General features: G+C 61.4%; 14 protein-coding genes and 1 pseudogene. 7 read left to right on the top strand and 8 right to left on the bottom strand.

The genetic code is table 11. The features are described 5' to 3' along the window. Positions 1-465: 465 nt before the first annotated feature. On the bottom strand, positions 466-1,086 hold the full coding sequence (locus tag BN69_RS07370) for a YcgN family cysteine cluster protein (protein ID WP_014890954.1): 621 nt from the start codon (positions 1,084-1,086) through the stop codon (positions 466-468). Positions 1,087-1,226: 140 nt separating this feature from the next. Here BN69_RS07370 and BN69_RS07365 point away from each other — a divergent pair, with 140 nt between their 5' ends. Genes BN69_RS07365 through BN69_RS07355 form a run of 3 tightly spaced genes read left to right on the top strand, consistent with a single transcriptional unit; the run spans position 1,227 to position 4,664 of the window. Next, positions 1,227-3,464 carry a transglycosylase domain-containing protein gene (locus BN69_RS07365; RefSeq protein WP_014890953.1) on the top strand — a complete coding sequence of 746 codons (2,238 nt, stop codon included), beginning with the start codon at positions 1,227-1,229 and terminating at the stop codon, positions 3,462-3,464. Positions 3,465-3,480: 16 nt separating this feature from the next. Next, positions 3,481-4,071, top strand: a complete 591-nt coding sequence (locus BN69_RS07360) for a DUF1214 domain-containing protein (protein ID WP_014890952.1) — start codon at positions 3,481-3,483, stop codon at positions 4,069-4,071. Further along, positions 4,062-4,664 (top strand): DUF1254 domain-containing protein, encoded by a 603-nt coding sequence (locus tag BN69_RS07355; protein ID WP_014890951.1) that lies wholly within the window; start codon positions 4,062-4,064, stop codon positions 4,662-4,664. The genes BN69_RS07360 and BN69_RS07355 overlap by 10 nt, the downstream gene beginning before the upstream one ends. Positions 4,665-4,731: 67 nt before the next feature. On the opposite strand, the gene BN69_RS07350 is transcribed toward BN69_RS07355, so the two are convergent. Then, complete coding sequence (locus BN69_RS07350) at positions 4,732-5,265, bottom strand: SRPBCC family protein (protein WP_014890950.1); 534 nt, start codon at positions 5,263-5,265, stop codon at positions 4,732-4,734. Next, positions 5,262-5,626 (bottom strand): annotated as a pseudogene (locus BN69_RS07345) (ArsR/SmtB family transcription factor). Before BN69_RS07345 ends, BN69_RS07350 begins: the two are co-directional and overlap by 4 nt. Before the next feature lie 1,013 nt (positions 5,627-6,639). On the opposite strand from BN69_RS07345, the gene BN69_RS19965 reads away from it, so the two are divergent. The 3 genes from BN69_RS19965 to BN69_RS19425 all read left to right on the top strand — a co-directional run bounded on the left by BN69_RS19965 (position 6,640) and on the right by BN69_RS19425 (position 8,378). Beyond that, positions 6,640-6,774, top strand: coding sequence for a hypothetical protein (locus BN69_RS19965; protein ID WP_256364811.1), 135 nt, complete (start codon positions 6,640-6,642; stop codon positions 6,772-6,774). Between the two features lie 592 nt (positions 6,775-7,366). Continuing rightward, complete coding sequence (locus BN69_RS07340; protein WP_148277059.1) at positions 7,367-8,113, top strand: hypothetical protein; 747 nt, start codon at positions 7,367-7,369, stop codon at positions 8,111-8,113. A 118-nt stretch (positions 8,114-8,231) separates the two neighbouring features. Further along, positions 8,232-8,378 (top strand): hypothetical protein, encoded by a 147-nt coding sequence (locus BN69_RS19425; RefSeq protein ID WP_158491300.1) that lies wholly within the window; start codon positions 8,232-8,234, stop codon positions 8,376-8,378. Between the two features lie 726 nt (positions 8,379-9,104). On the opposite strand, the gene BN69_RS07330 is transcribed toward BN69_RS19425, so the two are convergent. The 4 genes from BN69_RS07330 to BN69_RS07315 are packed head-to-tail and all read right to left on the bottom strand — an operon-like array spanning position 9,105 to position 11,651. Further along, complete coding sequence (locus BN69_RS07330; RefSeq protein ID WP_014890945.1) at positions 9,105-10,193, bottom strand: NAD(P)/FAD-dependent oxidoreductase; 1,089 nt, start codon at positions 10,191-10,193, stop codon at positions 9,105-9,107. 2 nt (positions 10,194-10,195) lie between these two features. Next, a complete protein-coding gene (locus tag BN69_RS07325; protein ID WP_014890944.1) occupies positions 10,196-10,594 on the bottom strand; it encodes a DUF1178 family protein in 399 nt (132 codons plus the stop codon). Further along, positions 10,591-10,863: a glutaredoxin 3 gene (grxC, locus tag BN69_RS07320; protein WP_014890943.1), complete on the bottom strand. Its 273-nt coding sequence runs from the start codon at positions 10,861-10,863 to the stop codon at positions 10,591-10,593. Before grxC ends, BN69_RS07325 begins: the two co-directional genes overlap by 4 nt. Before the next feature lie 20 nt (positions 10,864-10,883). Beyond that, positions 10,884-11,651, bottom strand: coding sequence for a ComF family protein (locus BN69_RS07315; protein WP_014890942.1), 768 nt, complete (start codon positions 11,649-11,651; stop codon positions 10,884-10,886). Between the two features lie 218 nt (positions 11,652-11,869). On the opposite strand from BN69_RS07315, the gene BN69_RS07310 reads away from it, so the two are divergent. After that, positions 11,870-13,186, top strand: a complete 1,317-nt coding sequence (locus BN69_RS07310) for a cation:proton antiporter (RefSeq protein ID WP_014890941.1) — start codon at positions 11,870-11,872, stop codon at positions 13,184-13,186. 109 nt (positions 13,187-13,295) lie between these two features. Here BN69_RS07310 and BN69_RS07305 read toward each other — a convergent pair whose 3' ends face one another. Then, complete coding sequence (locus BN69_RS07305) at positions 13,296-14,540, bottom strand: CobW family GTP-binding protein (protein ID WP_014890940.1); 1,245 nt, start codon at positions 14,538-14,540, stop codon at positions 13,296-13,298. Positions 14,541-14,633 lie beyond the last annotated feature (93 nt).

The following is a 14,633-nucleotide window of genomic DNA, read 5'->3' as shown; positions in this document are numbered from 1 at the left end:
TTAGATGCCGTTGAGGCGGGGCCGTCCACCCCATCATTCCCGGCGAACCGCAGGTCCGACCGGGAATCCAGAGTCACAACAAGCGTATTTGGCGTCGCCCCTGGATTCCCGATCGCGCTCCGCGCGTCGGGAATGACGGCTGTTGAGCGTTCAAGTCGGGTGTCATTCCTGAGGGGCTGAAGGCCTGATCGGGCAATCCAGAGCCACGCTTTGCGTGTCGGGAAGGACAACCCGGCCAAACGGTTCTTTCCCGCGCTCCAAAAAAATCCCCTCGGCTCAAGACGCAAGGCGTCCCGACGCGCGAGGGGACCAGAAGGCGCGGGGAGACAGGGGAGGAGGGGACGCCGCGCCGGTAAACTTATTCGCGCCGCTCAAGCGCAATTTTGGAGCATGGCGCTTTTCTATAGGACCATCGTCCGGGTGTCAAGGAATAAAAACCTACATAGAGAAAATCTCAGGCGCCCGTCACCACCGCGCCTTCTTCGGCCAGCGCTTCGGCCACAGCCGGATAAAATCCGGCAGATCGTCGATCTCGACCTCATCCTCGCTGGCCTCGATCCGGCCCCGCGCCGAGACGCCGGCGCGAGAGACGCTTTCCGGATCGCCGGAGATCAGCGGATGCCAGGGCGGCAGCGGCTTGCCCCGAAAGCGCAGCACATAGGCGCAGGTCGGCGGCAGCCAGGGAATATCTGCAAGCTTCTCGAGCGTGAGCCGCACGCAGTCCGGCACGTAGCGCCGTCGCCGCGGATAGTCGCCGCAGCGGCAGCTCTGCTGGTCCAGCAGTTTGCAGGCGACGCTCGTGTGATAGATCGCGCCGGTGTCCTCGTCCTCGAGCTTCACCAGACAGCAGCGGCCGCAGCCGTCGCACAGCTGTTCCCATTCGGCGCGGGTGAGGTCCGACAGCGGCTGTTCCCAGAATGGCGCCTCGGTCCGCGCGGCCTCGCCCGGGAGGGCGCGCCGCGGAAGACTCGACCCCGGTTTTTCGGCGCGCTCGACGCTTCTGGACCCGGTCTCATGATTCGGATTTTTAGGTTTCCCACCGCCTACAGCGTGATCTGGGGCATTTTTGCCTTTTTTTAACGCCATCCTTCTCTTTCGACTTGCGCTTTGCGCGACAGAAACCATAACGCAGTGTGGGTCGCGCGGACTGTCGTCAAGATGGTTAAAAAAGTGTTAGTGTCCACAAAGCGCCGATAAGTCTTATCGGCGCGGGGAGCATTTGAGCTGTGTTGGAGCGTTTCCAGGCTTCTGCTTTCGCCAAGCGCTTGCGGCGCATCCTGCTCGCGGTCGATGCGCTGATCGATTCCGCCATGTTCCAGAGCGGGCGGCGCGCCCGCGAGCTCTATGAGGATTTTTCGACCTTCATGGAGCGGTTCCATGTCTCGGGCCTTGCCCGGGTCGGCGTGGAGCTCTCCTGCGAAGCGCTGACGCTCGGCCTCGGCGCGGGCATCGTCGCCATGGCGCTCGCTTCCTCGGCCTTCCAGATGACCAGCGACGAGAATTGGCTCAAGCAGACCGATCTCGCCGTCACCTTCCTCGATCGCTACGGCGCGGAAGTCGGCCAGCGCGGCATCAAGCATGACGACGCCGTGCCGCTCGAGCAATATCCCGATCATCTTATCAAGGCGGTGCTGGCGACGGAAGACCGCCGCTTCTACGAGCATTTCGGCATCGACGTGATCGGCACGCTGCGGGCGCTCACGGTCAATGCGCGCTCATCGGGCGTGGTGCAGGGCGGCTCCTCCATCAGCCAGCAGCTCGCCAAGAATCTTTTCCTTTCAAATGAGCGCACCATCACCCGCAAGATCAACGAGGCCTTTCTGGCGCTGTGGCTCGAGCATCATCTGACCAAGCGCGAAATCCTCAAGCTCTATCTCGATCGCGTCTATATGGGCGGCGGCGCCTTCGGCATTCAGGCGGCGGCCGAGTTCTATTTCGGCAAGTCGGTCAAGGACGTCACGCTCGCCGAGGCGGCGATGCTCGCCGGCCTCTTCAAGGCGCCGACGAAATATGCGCCGCACGTCAATCTGCCGGCGGCGCGCGCGCGGGCCAACGACGTCTTGAACAATCTCGTCGACGCGGGCTTCATGACCGATAGCCAGATCATCGCGGCGCAGCGCAGTCCGGCGACGCCGATCGACCGCGCCCGCGAGACGAGCCCCGACTGGTATCTTGATTACGCCTATGGCGAAATCCGCAAATTGGCGCAGGACGGCAAGCTTGGCGACAATCGCGTGCTCAGCGTGCGCACCACGCTCGATTCCAACGTCCAGAAGCGCGCCGAAGACGTCATCGAAACCAATCTGCGCGAGCAGGGCCGCAGCTTCCATGTCAAGCAGAGCGCCGCGGTCGTCATGGAGCCGGACGGCGCCGTGCGCGCCATCGTCGGCGGCAGGGATTATGGCGCAAGCCAGTTCAACCGCGCGACCGACGCCGCGCGCCAGCCGGGCTCCTCCTTCAAGCCCTATGTCTATCTCACCGCGCTGATGACCGGCCGTTTCAAGCCGACGACCATCGTCACCGACCGGCCGACCTGCATCGGCAATTATTGCGTCCATAATTACAGCGGCGGCTATGCCGGCTCCATGCCGCTCGCCATGGCGCTGGCGAAATCCTTGAACACCGTCGCCATCCAACTGTCGCAGGCGATCGGCAAGGGCGATTCGCGCATCGGCCGCGCCAAGATCATCGAAACCTGCCGGCGGCTCGGCATCACCACGCCGCTCGAAGACACGCCTTCGCTTCCCGTCGGACAGAGCGACGTCATTCCGCTCGAACATTCCGCCGCCTATGGCGCCTTCGTCAACGGCGGCAAAAAGGTCACGCCTTACGCCGCCGTCGAAATCCGCAACCGCCAAGGCGATCTGCTCTATCGCCACGACCGCGACGCGCCGCCGCAAACGCAGGCGGTGCCGCTCGACAAGGTCGTCGAACTCGCCGGCATGATGAAGAAGGTCGTCGAGGAAGGCACCGGCAAACGCGCGCAGCTCGGCGAGGGCATCGACGTGATCGGCAAGACCGGCACCACCAATGGCTATAAGGACGCCTGGTTCTGCGGCTATTCCGGAACGATGGGCGGCTGCGTCTGGTACGGCAATGACGACAACGCCCCGATGAACAACATGACCGGCGGCACGCTGCCGGCGGGCACCTGGCACGACATCATGGCCTACGCGCATCAGGGCGCGATCCTCAAGCCGATCGTCGGCTTGCGGCCCGATCCCAAGGGCGCGACCGCCGCCGTCAACGCCAATGTCGTCAAGCCGCTCGAACTTGGCGCGCCGCAGCGTCCCGCGACTCTGTCCAGGGGCGCGATGCAGGCGCTGGAATCGCTTCAAATGAAGATCAAGGCTGTCGGCGGCGACAAGCAGAGCGGGCTCGAAGCGCCCGACCCCGCCGCATCCGACGTCGATCGGCGCGAGGCGCAGCGCGCGAGCGGCGCCGCCGTCGGCGTCATCCGTTAGCGGCGGGAGCGCACCCTTGGACCTCAAGCCTTACGCAAATTATCTGCGCGCCGCCTCGGCGATGATCGCCGGCGTCGGCATCGGCCTGTTTGCGACCGTCCTGTCGCTCAACGCCGGCTATGGCTTCAATTCCCTGCGCGCCGGGCCATGGACCGCCTGGCCGCATATCGGCGGCGCCGACATCGACCCTTATGCGCGGGCGGTCATTTCGCGTTCCGGAGAAGCGCCGCTCGGCCGCGATCAGGGACTGGCCTTCATCGCCCGCGCCGACTCCAATGGTGCGCCGCTCAGCGCCGAATGCGACTATCGCATCATCGATCCCTTGCCCGCCGCGCGCTTCTGGACGATCGCGCTGGCGAGCCCCGACGGCCGGCTGCTCGGCAATCCCACCGAGCGCTATGGCTATTCCTCGGTCGACGTTCTGCGCAAGGAGGGCGGCGCCTTTGAGATCGACGTCGCCCGCGAGGCGCGGCCCGGCAATTGGCTGTCGCCGGGCGGCGCGAAGGACTTCGTCGTCATGCTGCGGCTCTATGATACGCCGCTCGACATTGAGTCGGCTCCAGATCCAAATGGCTTTCCAAAAATCGTGAAGCTCGGATGCGCCTGAATATTCCCGATCGCTATCTCGACCTCTTGCCGTGGCTGTTCGCGACGCTGCTCGTCGCGGGAATCGTGCATATCGTTTCGGTGCTGCTGATGCCCACCGTGGCCCCGAACGACGCGCTCGCGCGACTGGCGACCTATGTGAAGAGCGCCGCGCCGGCGGAAGGCCTGGTGATGCTGCCGCAGATGGCGCCCGGCGCCGAGACGCTGCCCTTCGAGGATCCGGCCTTCGCCGAGGCGGTCTGCGTCTATGATCTCGCCAAGGGTCCGCTGCGGGTCAAGACGAGCGTCGACGGCGAGGATTTTCTCGGGCTCTCATTTCACGCCAACGCCGGCCGCATCTATCATTCGATGACCGACCGTTCGGCGATCAAAGGCAAGATCGACATCGTCGTCGGCGACGCGCGCCAGATCGACGCGCTGACGAGCGCCGATGAGGGCGACGCCCCGCCGCCGCAGGAAGTGCGGCTCACGGCGCCGGCGAAGCGCGGCTTCATTCTGATCCGCTCCCTAGCCAAGCGCGCCTCCGATCAGGAGCGGGCGCGAGGCCGCCTGAGCGCGATCAGCTGCCAGCGATTCGATCTGCCGCAGGGGTGAGCGCGGTTTCCCGCCAAAGCGGCTTATTGGCGACCGGCTTTCGGTCGCCAACCCCAATAACGCGCCGTCAGGCGGGCATCCGCCTGTCGTATTCCTTCTGCAGTTGGCTCCAGCCTTCCCAGAATGGCGCAGGCTTCCTGCCTGTCGCTCGGGCGACCAGGATGTCGAGGTGCATGTGCCAGCCGGCGCCGACCTTCAACAGGGTTGCGCGGTCGGGCAGACGTCGATGGATCACGGTCAGCAACACGTGATCGCCCCTTGGCTCGAGCTCGAAGGAAACGTCGCCGCTGCCTTGCCATGCGAAGGCAAGCTTGCGGGGCGGATCGACCTCGGTGATGCGGCTTTGCATCCGGTGCTCGTCGCCAAAGTCGGGCGGCCGCTGACCAGGCGGATCAGTCAGTTCGTCGTTGCGCCAGACGAACTCGAAGGGCGCGCCGACCTTCATCTCCATCGGCCCCGCCGCCAGCCATTTGCGGCGCAGTTCGCTCTCCGTGAGATAGGCCCATACGCGCTCTATGGGGCCGGGGAGAAGGCGCTCGATCGTCAAGGTGGCGGGTTCGGTGAGCGCGCCATAAGCATTTGGCGTTGCAAGATCGGTCATGAGTCGTCTCCTTTGCAGGCGTCGGAACGGCGTGCGTCCTCCGTCAGGAGGAGCCCTTCGAGCGCATCCAGACGGTCTGTCCAAAAGCGCGCGTAGAAATTCAGCCACGCGTGGGCGCTGGCGAGCGGACCAGGAGCGAGGCGGCAGATATGGGCGCGGCCGCGCACTTCGCGCCGGATCAGCCCTGCATTCTCAAGCGCCTTGACGTGCTTCGAGGCGGCAGCGAGCGAGATCGCGAAAGGCGCCGCAAGCTGGCCGACGGTTCGTTCGCTCTTGGCGAGATCGCGAAGCATCCGCCGGCGCGTGGCGTCGCGAGCGCGTGAAAGACGGCGTCAAGTTGAGGCGCTTCTAATTCAACCATAGGGTTGAATATATCGGCTCAGCCGCGAGTGTTTGGTTGAATGACTGGTTATGGGTGCTTTTTCAATTTCTTTGGTTTTCGATGATTTGCGGGCGCCATATTGCGAGGAGCGCGGCGACGAAGCACTCCAGAGCAACGGCGCGACGATGGATTGCTTCGCCTGCGGCGCGCAATGACGACTCGCATTATCGTGTCATTCTCGACAGGCCGAAGGCCTGAGCGGGAACGAGCGGCTAGGATTTCAGAGGAAGGGCGGCGCATGATGCAGGCGGCGGCTGAAACTGCGGCGGAGAGTCGGCGCATGCGCGGACGAAAGCCGAAGGCGCCTCAATATTACGAATTCGACGCAGCGCTCAATGTGCGCACACTTTCTTCAGGATTGTAAGCGAGGGCCGCTTGAAAGCGCATGCTGGTTCGCTCCTGGCTGGTCGAGTCAAAAACTGGAGGACAATACGTGGGCATCTATACCTCACATACGAAGTTGGCCGGGACATGTATCTGGGGATCTGCGGCCGGCTTCGTTGTGTTGCTTTATATATTAGATTATCTATTTCATGTGGGGAGGATTGACTATCAATCCTTTTATTATGCGGTTGTCTTGTATTTTTCTGCGGCTCTCGTTTTGATGCTCTATGCAATATTTTCTCGCGTTGACGCTCTGTACTTATACTTCTTAAGGGCTGGTAGAAGGCTTTCGTGCGTGCAATTTACGCTGATGTTGGTGTCAATATACATGGGTTCACTAATTCTGTTTGGGATTGTTTTTTACTTTGTGGTTCCTGATTTCCATGAACATGTTCGTCAATTTCTGGCTCATGGGTCGATAAGAAGGCTAGTGGGGGAATTTTGTATGATTCCTCTGCTGGTGTCCCTGGTGGCCTTGCTTGTGTCAAACGTCTTAGCGATCCACAGAGGCGTACGAATATGTAGGAGAACCGATGGTGGTTCTAGCTGAAGCTGGAACGGCTTTTGGACACATTCGAAATTGGCGAACTGAATGAAGGACAATTGTGATGACGGCGCTCGATCGTACGGACGTCGTCATGCTCGACGCCTGTCGGCTGGCCATTCATCGACACGAAGCCCGTCTCATTCGGGCGCCGGTTCTTGCACGAATGGGCGCGATGGTTTTTTGCGTGTTGCAATGACGTGTCATTCCCGGCAGGCCGCAGGCCTGATCGGGAATCCAGGAGCAAACGCGGTGCATGATCGGTTTTTTTCTGGATTCCCGATCGCGCTTCGCGCGTCGGGAATGACGGCGTGAAAGCGCCATGTTGAAATTCTTATTGAGCGTCGTATGGGGCGTGGCGAAAATAATATTGATAACAGTGGTCGTGTTCGTGCTTCTGTTTCTTATTCACGCGGTGGCTAGCCATTTCTTGAGATATTCTGTCTTCGAGTGCGTGGATAAGAATTTGACTTTTACTGACTCTGAGGCTATATCTCATATTAAGAAACAAATAGAAATAGAATCGTTAGATGATTATTCATACATAGACGCCTCTATATCTTCTGACTACAATAAAATATCTCGTAATGTGGGAGCAGATCGTGAATTTGGAGACTACGGCTGGGGCGTTTCGAGGAAAGATGCGACATATCCATTTCAAGCTGAGGGGATAAGCGTGGAGTTTGTTGGCAGCAATTCTTCTTACGTTCAGTGTTACATGTTAGCGTGTGGTCCGATACTACGTTGTGAAGCGCATTGACAACGGCTGCACCATTTCGCCGGAGCAAGCCATGAGCGGCATCGTTCGGCCGCGCGGGCTTCACATGAGCCTATCCGCCTTTGCCAGCTTTTTCGCGGGGAGTCGCATCTGCTCCGCTGCGTTCACATCCCTACTTTCCGGCGTTTCCATTTATCGGTTTGCGTCGTGGCTTGTTGGCCCTCTCGCAATCGTCGCCGCGCTTTTTTGGGTGGCGAACCATATCGGCGGCAATGTCTTCGCGGTGAAAACCAAGAAGACCGACTGCGTCCCTAACGAACGCTTCGTCAATGATCCGGACGGGCGTCGTGTTCTCGAACTGCGCTGGTTGATGGACCCGCCGGGCTGGCGCGTCCGCCTGCGCGTGCCGGCCGAATATGTGACATGGGCCGATGTCGGGTGCGAGTCCGCGACAATGCCCGGCTATCCAGATCCGAACTATCGGGACGTCTATGTGCATGGATTCAGCATCGGAGTCGATCTGCCGGATTTCACGGTCCTGCAACCGACCGATCGACACATCCGACGTCGAGGGCTCGATACAATAAAGATGGTTGTGAGCGTGAGATCCCAAGCAAAAGTTCAGGGTAAGGAGGCTGAAAAGGTTCGAGTAATTGAAAAAAATTTCTATGACACACAACGGATTTTTCTTGATCCAGAGAGCGTGTCTTTGAAATCAAGCCACCTGACTGTTGGCCCAAAGCCGGACAAGTTCAATTTGAAGCGCGTCGGCGTCATCGGAGATATGAGCCGCTACAAGACCGAACTGGGGGGGGGCTGAGGCCATCGATTTCTACTATGTCGACAGAAAACCGATCGACCTATGGTTCAAGTGTCAGGCGGATGAAATCAAGGATCACACGGAAGACTCAGGATGGGATCGTCGCCCCGAATGCCAGATGTTTTTCCGCTATGCGCGTCTGGACGCCCGGATTGAGGCCGACTTCCCGCGAATATTCATGCCGATGTGGCCGGAGATCAAGCGGAAGCTGGAACGGCTTTTGGACACGTTCGAAATTGGCGAACTGAACGAAGGACAATTGTGATGACGGCGCGGGGGTCAGATTGCCGTGTCATTCTCGACAGGCTGAAGGCCTGAGCGGGAACGAGCGGCCCAGGATATTGAGGGCAGGCTTCACCGAAGCGCCTTTTTGAGCGGAAATAAGATGAAAGACAACATATGGCGTCGCGGGGGGCTCATTGATTTTACGAGCCTTGAACTCCACTCGAAGGTCGGGCTGATCTTCGTTTTACTCCTATTTCAGTTTTTTGTCCTGCCTTATATTGGTATGATCATTGTATTCGCGTTCATAACGCTAATAATTTTCCCCTTTTTTGGAGTGATACCTCCTTCGTTCATGGAGGAAGCGCCACCGCTTTTCGGTTGGGCTTTAATTGCGCTCATGGCCTTCGTCGCATTTGTTGTTTCTTCTCTTCCAGTTGCATTATATGTTAAACTACCGTTAAAAATAATATTGCTTCTATCAATTTTGTGTATTCCTGAAGTATTATTGTCTCTTGCTCTCCTCGTCCATTTGCCGGGCTAATCAGGCATTCAATTGGAGGATCCAAGTATTTTATGGATCGAAAGCCCAATTATTTTATTCTCTCTTATTTTTTTTGAATCCCTTCATCTATCAGCTCTCCCATCAGCTGTTCTGATTGCGCCGACTTGGCCGGAGATCAAGTCGAAGCTGGAGGGGCTTTTGGACACGTTCGAAATTGGCGAACTGAATGAAGGACAATTGTGATGACGGCGCAGGACATGCGCCTCACCGCGCGCGCATTCTGTGGAAAAATACGACGCTTGCGGCTGCGCGCATGGCGGAAGAGCGCAGCAGCAGATTGAACGCGGCGTCGCTTTGAAAATTGTCATAGCTCCAGCGCAGAGTCCGCTTTAAGCGAAAACGTGGATAGGAATCGGGCAGCCATTGCGCTGGATCAGCCTTGCGTCCCTTAAGAAAGTCCGCAATGGCGACGCCAGCGGCGCGTCCATGACGCAACGCCGTATGAATGCCGCCGGCTGTGACCGGCGAAACCATGCCGGCGGCGTCGCCGACTAGCAGCGCGCGCGGGGCCGCCAGCGGCGAAACGAGACCGCCGCAAGGAATGAGCCCTGCGCGCACATTGGTCGGCGCGCGATCACGAAAATCGGCGATGGGCGCGAGTTTTTTCAAAAATGCGGTCATCGCGGTCTTCGCTTCGGCGATCCCGCCGACGCCACTCCTTCGCGCGAGACCGACTTGCGTCACGCCGACGCCGGCGATGATCCAGCCGATGTAGCCCGGCGCCAGGCGCTTATCGATGAAGCAATGCAGCCGATCGCTCGCGTTGAAATCGACGCCTGCATACTCATGTTCCATGCCGAAGATGAAATGGCGGTTCTCGCCAAGCGAGAGCGTCTTCGCGACATGCGACTTCGGGCCGTCGGCGCCGACGAGATAGCAGGCTTCCGCGCCGTCCGGCAGCGCATAGCCCTTCGCGTGCGCCGTCGCTTTGGTGAACGGCGCGCCATACTGAATGCGCACGCCGGCCGTTTGGCAACGCTGCGCGAGCAAGCGCATCAGCTCCGGCGTGTCGGTTGCAAGAAAGTAATAGCCCGGCGCGGAAAGATCGATGCAGCGCATATCGGGCGCATAGAGCCGCACGCCCTCGACGCGTCGCGTGATGTGCTTCGGCAGCGGCCCGAGCCAATCGATCTCGTCCACCGCCTCGCGTACGAGAATGCCCGTCGTATGCGGCTTTTCGCCGGGCTCGGTTTTGCGTTCGATGATGGTTGTGGCGACGCCGCGTTCCGCGAGCGCATGAGCGCAGGCCAGTCCAGAAAAACTGGCGCCGACAATGACGACCGGAGCGGGCAAGTTCAGTTGCTGTCGCTGGGCAGGCCCGGGATCGGCAGAATTTCGATTCCCTCTTCGAGCAGCGCCTTCGCTTCTTCGAATGTGGCGCGGCCGCGGATGGCGCGGCGCTCGGTCTCGCCGTCCTCCATGGCGCGCGCCTCCTCGGGGAAGCGGTCGCCGACATCTTCGGTATGCGCGACCACCGTGTCGTGCAGCTCGCGCAGCTTCATGCGCAGATCCTGCGCCGCGTCGTCGCGCGGCTTGGCGATATGGGGCGCCATGACGTCGCGCGTAATCTTCGTCGAGTCGCAGAAGGGGCAGGCGATCTGTCCTTCGGCCGCCTGCTTTTCAAAGCTTGCGCTGTCGCGAAACCAGCTGTCGAAGCTGTGGCCGGCGTCGCAGATGAGCGAGTAGCGGATCATGACGTCGCTCCGCCGGCGAGGAGCGCGTCGAGCTTTCCCTCGCCTTCGAGCGCGTGAAGCTCGTCGCAGCCGCCGATGTGCTTGTCGTCGATGAAGATCTGCGGCACCGTCGAGCGGCCGTTGGCGCGCTGGCTCATGCGGCGGCGTCCGAGCGGGTCCCAGGCCACCGAGATTTCTTCGAATTCAGCGCCCTTTTGCGTCAGCAGCCGCTTCGCGGCGAGGCAATAGGGGCAGGTCGGCGTGGTGTAGATTTCGATGCGGGGGGCCATTCGCGCTTATACGCCGGCCTTCATGCGCTTGTCACGGCCCGTGCGAACACGAGGAGATCGACGCGCGCCGCGCCCGCCTTGAGCAAGGCGCGCGTCGCCGCGTTGGCGGTCGCCCCGGTGGTCAGCACGTCGTCGACGAGCACGACATTGCGCCCGTGGATGGCGTCCGCCCGCTCCGGTTCGACGCGAAAGGCGCCGGAGAGATTGGCGGCGCGCTGCGCTCGCGTCAGCCCCACCTGCGGCGCCGTCGGCTTGACGCGCTGCAGCGCCATGGTCTCCACCGGCACGGCGCTCGCGCGCGCGATCGCCTGCGCCAGGGCTGCCGACTGGTTGAACCGCCGCGCCAAAATCCGCAGTCGGTGCAAGGGGATGGGCACGATCACGTCGGCGTCGGCGAGGATTTCGGCGCCGGCCCGCGCCATCCAGCGGCCCATCGGTTCGGCGAGCTCCAGCCGGTCGTAATATTTCAGCCGGTGCGTCAGGGCGCGGGCCTTGTCGCTGTCATAGCGGGCGACGGCCCTGGCGCGGCCGAAGGCCGGCGGGTTCGCGGCCGCTTCCAGCGAGATCAACCCCGGCTGCGCCAGGTCGCGTTCGAACGGCGTGCCGAGCCGCTCGCAATAGGGGCGTTCGATGAAGGCGATGTCGCGCCAGCACTCGGGGCAGATCGCGCCGTGAAACGCGACAGCCCTCCGGCAGACGAGGCAGGAGGGCGGATAGACGAGGTCGAGAAGCGCATGTCCCGCCCGCGCGAGGGCTCGAAGCAGGCCAGTCGCTCGGCTGCGCGTCATCGGCGACCCACTCAATAAGCCGTGCAAGAAGCTTTGCAGGCCGCTCTTTGCGGCCTGCTGCGCGCAACGCCTGGCGCGACGAACCCTTGGTCGCAAATCAGGACTTGAGCACAGGCGGGACCCTAACGCATCGTAAGGGTCAGCAAAAGAATCATTGTCCGGCCGGGCGGCGAGGGCGCCGTCTGCGCCAAGCGGACCCCAAGGAGATTGGCGCCCCCATGAGCGAATTCCACACGATCTTCGTCATCTCCTGCATCGCCGTGCTCGCGCCGCTGCTCAACAGAATTCCGGCTTTTGCGCGCGCGCCGATCGTCGCCGTCGAACTGTTGCTGGGCATGCTCGTGGGCCCAAGCGGGGCCGGGCTGGTGACGGCGGACGGCGCCGTCACTTTTTTAATGGAGTTTGGGCTGGTCTATTTGTTTTTTCAGGCGGGATTCGAGTTCAATCAGAAGGAAATAACGGGAAAGCCGCTACGACTGGGATTTTTCGCATGGCTCGTTTCCTTGAGCCTATCGGCGCTTATTTCCGGACTGCTTTATCTTGTTGGGCTCGTGCAGGCGCCGCTTCTCGTCGCGCTGATCCTGCCGACCACGGCGTTCGGCATATTGATCCCGATTTTGCGGCAGGCCGGCGATCTCGATAATGATTTCGGACGCTATGTCCTTGGCGTCGCGGCGGTCAGCGAACTTGGACCGCTCATTCTCGCCTCGATCGTTCTGGCGCAACACAACCATCATCTCCATCAGACGCTGTTAAGCGGGCTTTTCATCGCGCTCGGACTCGCCGCGATCTTTTTTCTCAAGACCGCGCGTTCGGACCGGCTGGCCGAAAGCATCGTATATTGGCTTGGCGACGGCGAGCTTCTGCCAATTCGAATCGCGCTCGTCGTTTTGCTTGGCTTCGTCTCATTCGCCGACAGGCTGGGGATGGAGCTTGTGGTCGGCTCCTATATGGCGGGCATGGCCGTCGCGGTCCTGGTGCGAGGCACCAAGGCCGAAATCCTCAACGATCGCCTGACCGCCATCGGCTCCGGCTTTTTAATTCCGCTGTTTTTTATTGAAAGCGGCGCGTCATTCGACTTTGTGGCGCTCGTCAGGAGTCCCGCGACCGTCGCGCTCTTCGCGTTTTTTTGCGTCGCCTTCCTGCTCATTCGTCTCGCGCCGCTGAATCTTTTTCGCGGCACGCTGCCGGAGCGGGACATGCCGGCGCTGGCGCTGTTGTCGTCGACCACCCTGCCGCTTGTCGTCGCGCTCACCTATCTCGGCGTCGGAAGAGGACAGCTGGCGCCGGAGACGGCGTCCGCGCTTGTCGGCGCCGCGATGGTGACCGTCACGGCGTTCCCGACGCTGGCCCTCTGGCTGCGTGGAACGCATCGGCCGTCGCGCCTCGAGAGCGGCATATCGTCGATCGCTCACGCCGTCGCCGATTGGTTCTCATCGCAAGCGGCCGGCGCATTCGCCAAACTGCCGCCTCGATGGATCGAGACGCTCCAGGACGCCGAGCGCCGCGTCGCCGATCTGTTCAACCGGCCGTAGAGCAGGTTCCGAAAAAGTTGACAGGCTTTTTCGATGAGAACCTGCTCCAACGTTTTGATTTGGAGCGATTCCTTATCGATCACATGATTCCCTGTGATCGGGAAGCGCTCTAGCCGAGCAGGCCGCCCGCTTTCGGCGCAAGCGGATTCGCGGTGAGCGCCTGCGCGTCGGGACGGTCGGGCGCGGGGTGATTGACGAGCGCGCCGTAGAGTCCATGGACGAAGCCCTCGTCGAGATCCTTGACGATGAAGACGATGCGCGTGCGCCTGTCCGCGTCCGGCCACGCCTCGAGGCGGTGCGGCGGGTGAAAGACATGCTGCACGCCATGGAACGCCACGGGGCGCGACGGATCGTCGGCGAGCGCCACGATGCCCTTCACGCGCAGCATCCGCGGCCCATGCGTGTGGCGCAAAAGGTCGATGAAAATGTCGAAGGAGGCCGGCGTCAGCGGCGTCTCGGAGGAAAAGCAGAAGGCGCGGATATGGGCGTCATGCCGGTTCACGTCGTGGCGATGGCCCTGCGCTTCGTGGCGATGCTCATGGTCGTGATCGTGGCCATGACCATGACCATGACCATGGTCATGCTCATGCTCATGCTCATGCTCATGCTCATGGTGATCATGCGCCTGCGCGGTTTCCACCGCTTCGGCGTTGAGCCACTCTTTCACGCGCGGCGTCTTGGTCGCGGGATCATAGAGGCCGCAGTTGAGGAGCGCCTCGGGCGTCGCTTCGCCCTTGACGGCGTCAAGCTGTAGGGCGCCCGGATTCAGCCGCGCCAGCCGCGCCTTTAACGCATCCGCGCGCTCGGCGCCTTGCGGCAGATCCGTCTTGGCGATGACGAGCCGGTCGGCGACGGCGGCCTGTTTGACGGCTTCCTCATGCGCGTCGAGCGTCGCTTCGCCGTTCACCGCATCAATGAGCGTGACGACGCCGTCGAGCCGATAGCGCATCATGAGATAGGCGTGGGACATGATCGTGTGCAGGATCGGCGCGGGATCGGCGAGGCCGGTCGTTTCCAGCACGACGCGCTTGAACGGCTTGATCCGGCCATTGTCGAGCCGCTTCAGCAGATCTTCGAGCGTGTTCACCAGATCGCCGCGGATTGAACAGCACACGCAGCCCGAACTCATCATCACCATGTCGCCGTCGATCTTCTCGATGAAGAGATGATCGAGGCCGATCTCGCCGAACTCATTGATGAGGACGAGCGTCTCCGCGAGCGCCGGCGAGGCGAGCAGGCGGTTGAGCAGCGTGGTCTTGCCGGCGCCCAGGAAGCCGGTGATGACGGTCAGCGGAATTGGCGGCGGCGCCGAGCGCGTCGCGCGACGAGCGGCGGCCATGGTCAGATCGTTCATTCAGCGGAACTCGCGCCGGAGCAGAAGAAATTTCCTGTTCGCGGAAGGCGCGCATCTTCGCCGAAAACGCCGCGCGTTTCCAGAACGAACGAT

Source organism: Methylocystis sp. SC2 (assembly GCF_000304315.1).
Taxonomy (GTDB): Bacteria; Pseudomonadota; Alphaproteobacteria; order Rhizobiales; family Beijerinckiaceae; genus Methylocystis.
The sequence above is the reverse complement of the archived record's forward strand: the minus strand, read 5'-3'. Positions and strand labels throughout refer to the sequence as shown.

Bases quoted from the DNA above. Each gene is read 5' to 3' on its own strand.
- BN69_RS07355 (WP_014890951.1), top strand. From the start codon at position 4,062: ATGCGCCTGAATATTCCCGATCGCTATCTCGACCTCTTGCCGTGGCTG.
- grxC (WP_014890943.1), bottom strand. From the start codon at position 10,863: ATGGCCCCCCGCATCGAAATCTACACCACGCCGACCTGCCCCTATTGC.
- BN69_RS07340 (WP_148277059.1), top strand. From the start codon at position 7,367: ATGAGCGGCATCGTTCGGCCGCGCGGGCTTCACATGAGCCTATCCGCC.
- BN69_RS07370 (WP_014890954.1), bottom strand. From the start codon at position 1,086: ATGGCGTTAAAAAAAGGCAAAAATGCCCCAGATCACGCTGTAGGCGGT.
- BN69_RS07310 (WP_014890941.1), top strand. From the start codon at position 11,870: ATGAGCGAATTCCACACGATCTTCGTCATCTCCTGCATCGCCGTGCTC.
- BN69_RS07325 (WP_014890944.1), bottom strand. From the start codon at position 10,594: ATGATCCGCTACTCGCTCATCTGCGACGCCGGCCACAGCTTCGACAGC.
- BN69_RS07350 (WP_014890950.1), bottom strand. From the start codon at position 5,265: ATGACCGATCTTGCAACGCCAAATGCTTATGGCGCGCTCACCGAACCC.
- BN69_RS19425 (WP_158491300.1), top strand. From the start codon at position 8,232: ATGTTTTTCCGCTATGCGCGTCTGGACGCCCGGATTGAGGCCGACTTC.
- BN69_RS07315 (WP_014890942.1), bottom strand. From the start codon at position 11,651: ATGACGCGCAGCCGAGCGACTGGCCTGCTTCGAGCCCTCGCGCGGGCG.
- BN69_RS07305 (WP_014890940.1), bottom strand. From the start codon at position 14,540: ATGAACGATCTGACCATGGCCGCCGCTCGTCGCGCGACGCGCTCGGCG.
- BN69_RS19965 (WP_256364811.1), top strand. From the start codon at position 6,640: ATGACGGCGCTCGATCGTACGGACGTCGTCATGCTCGACGCCTGTCGG.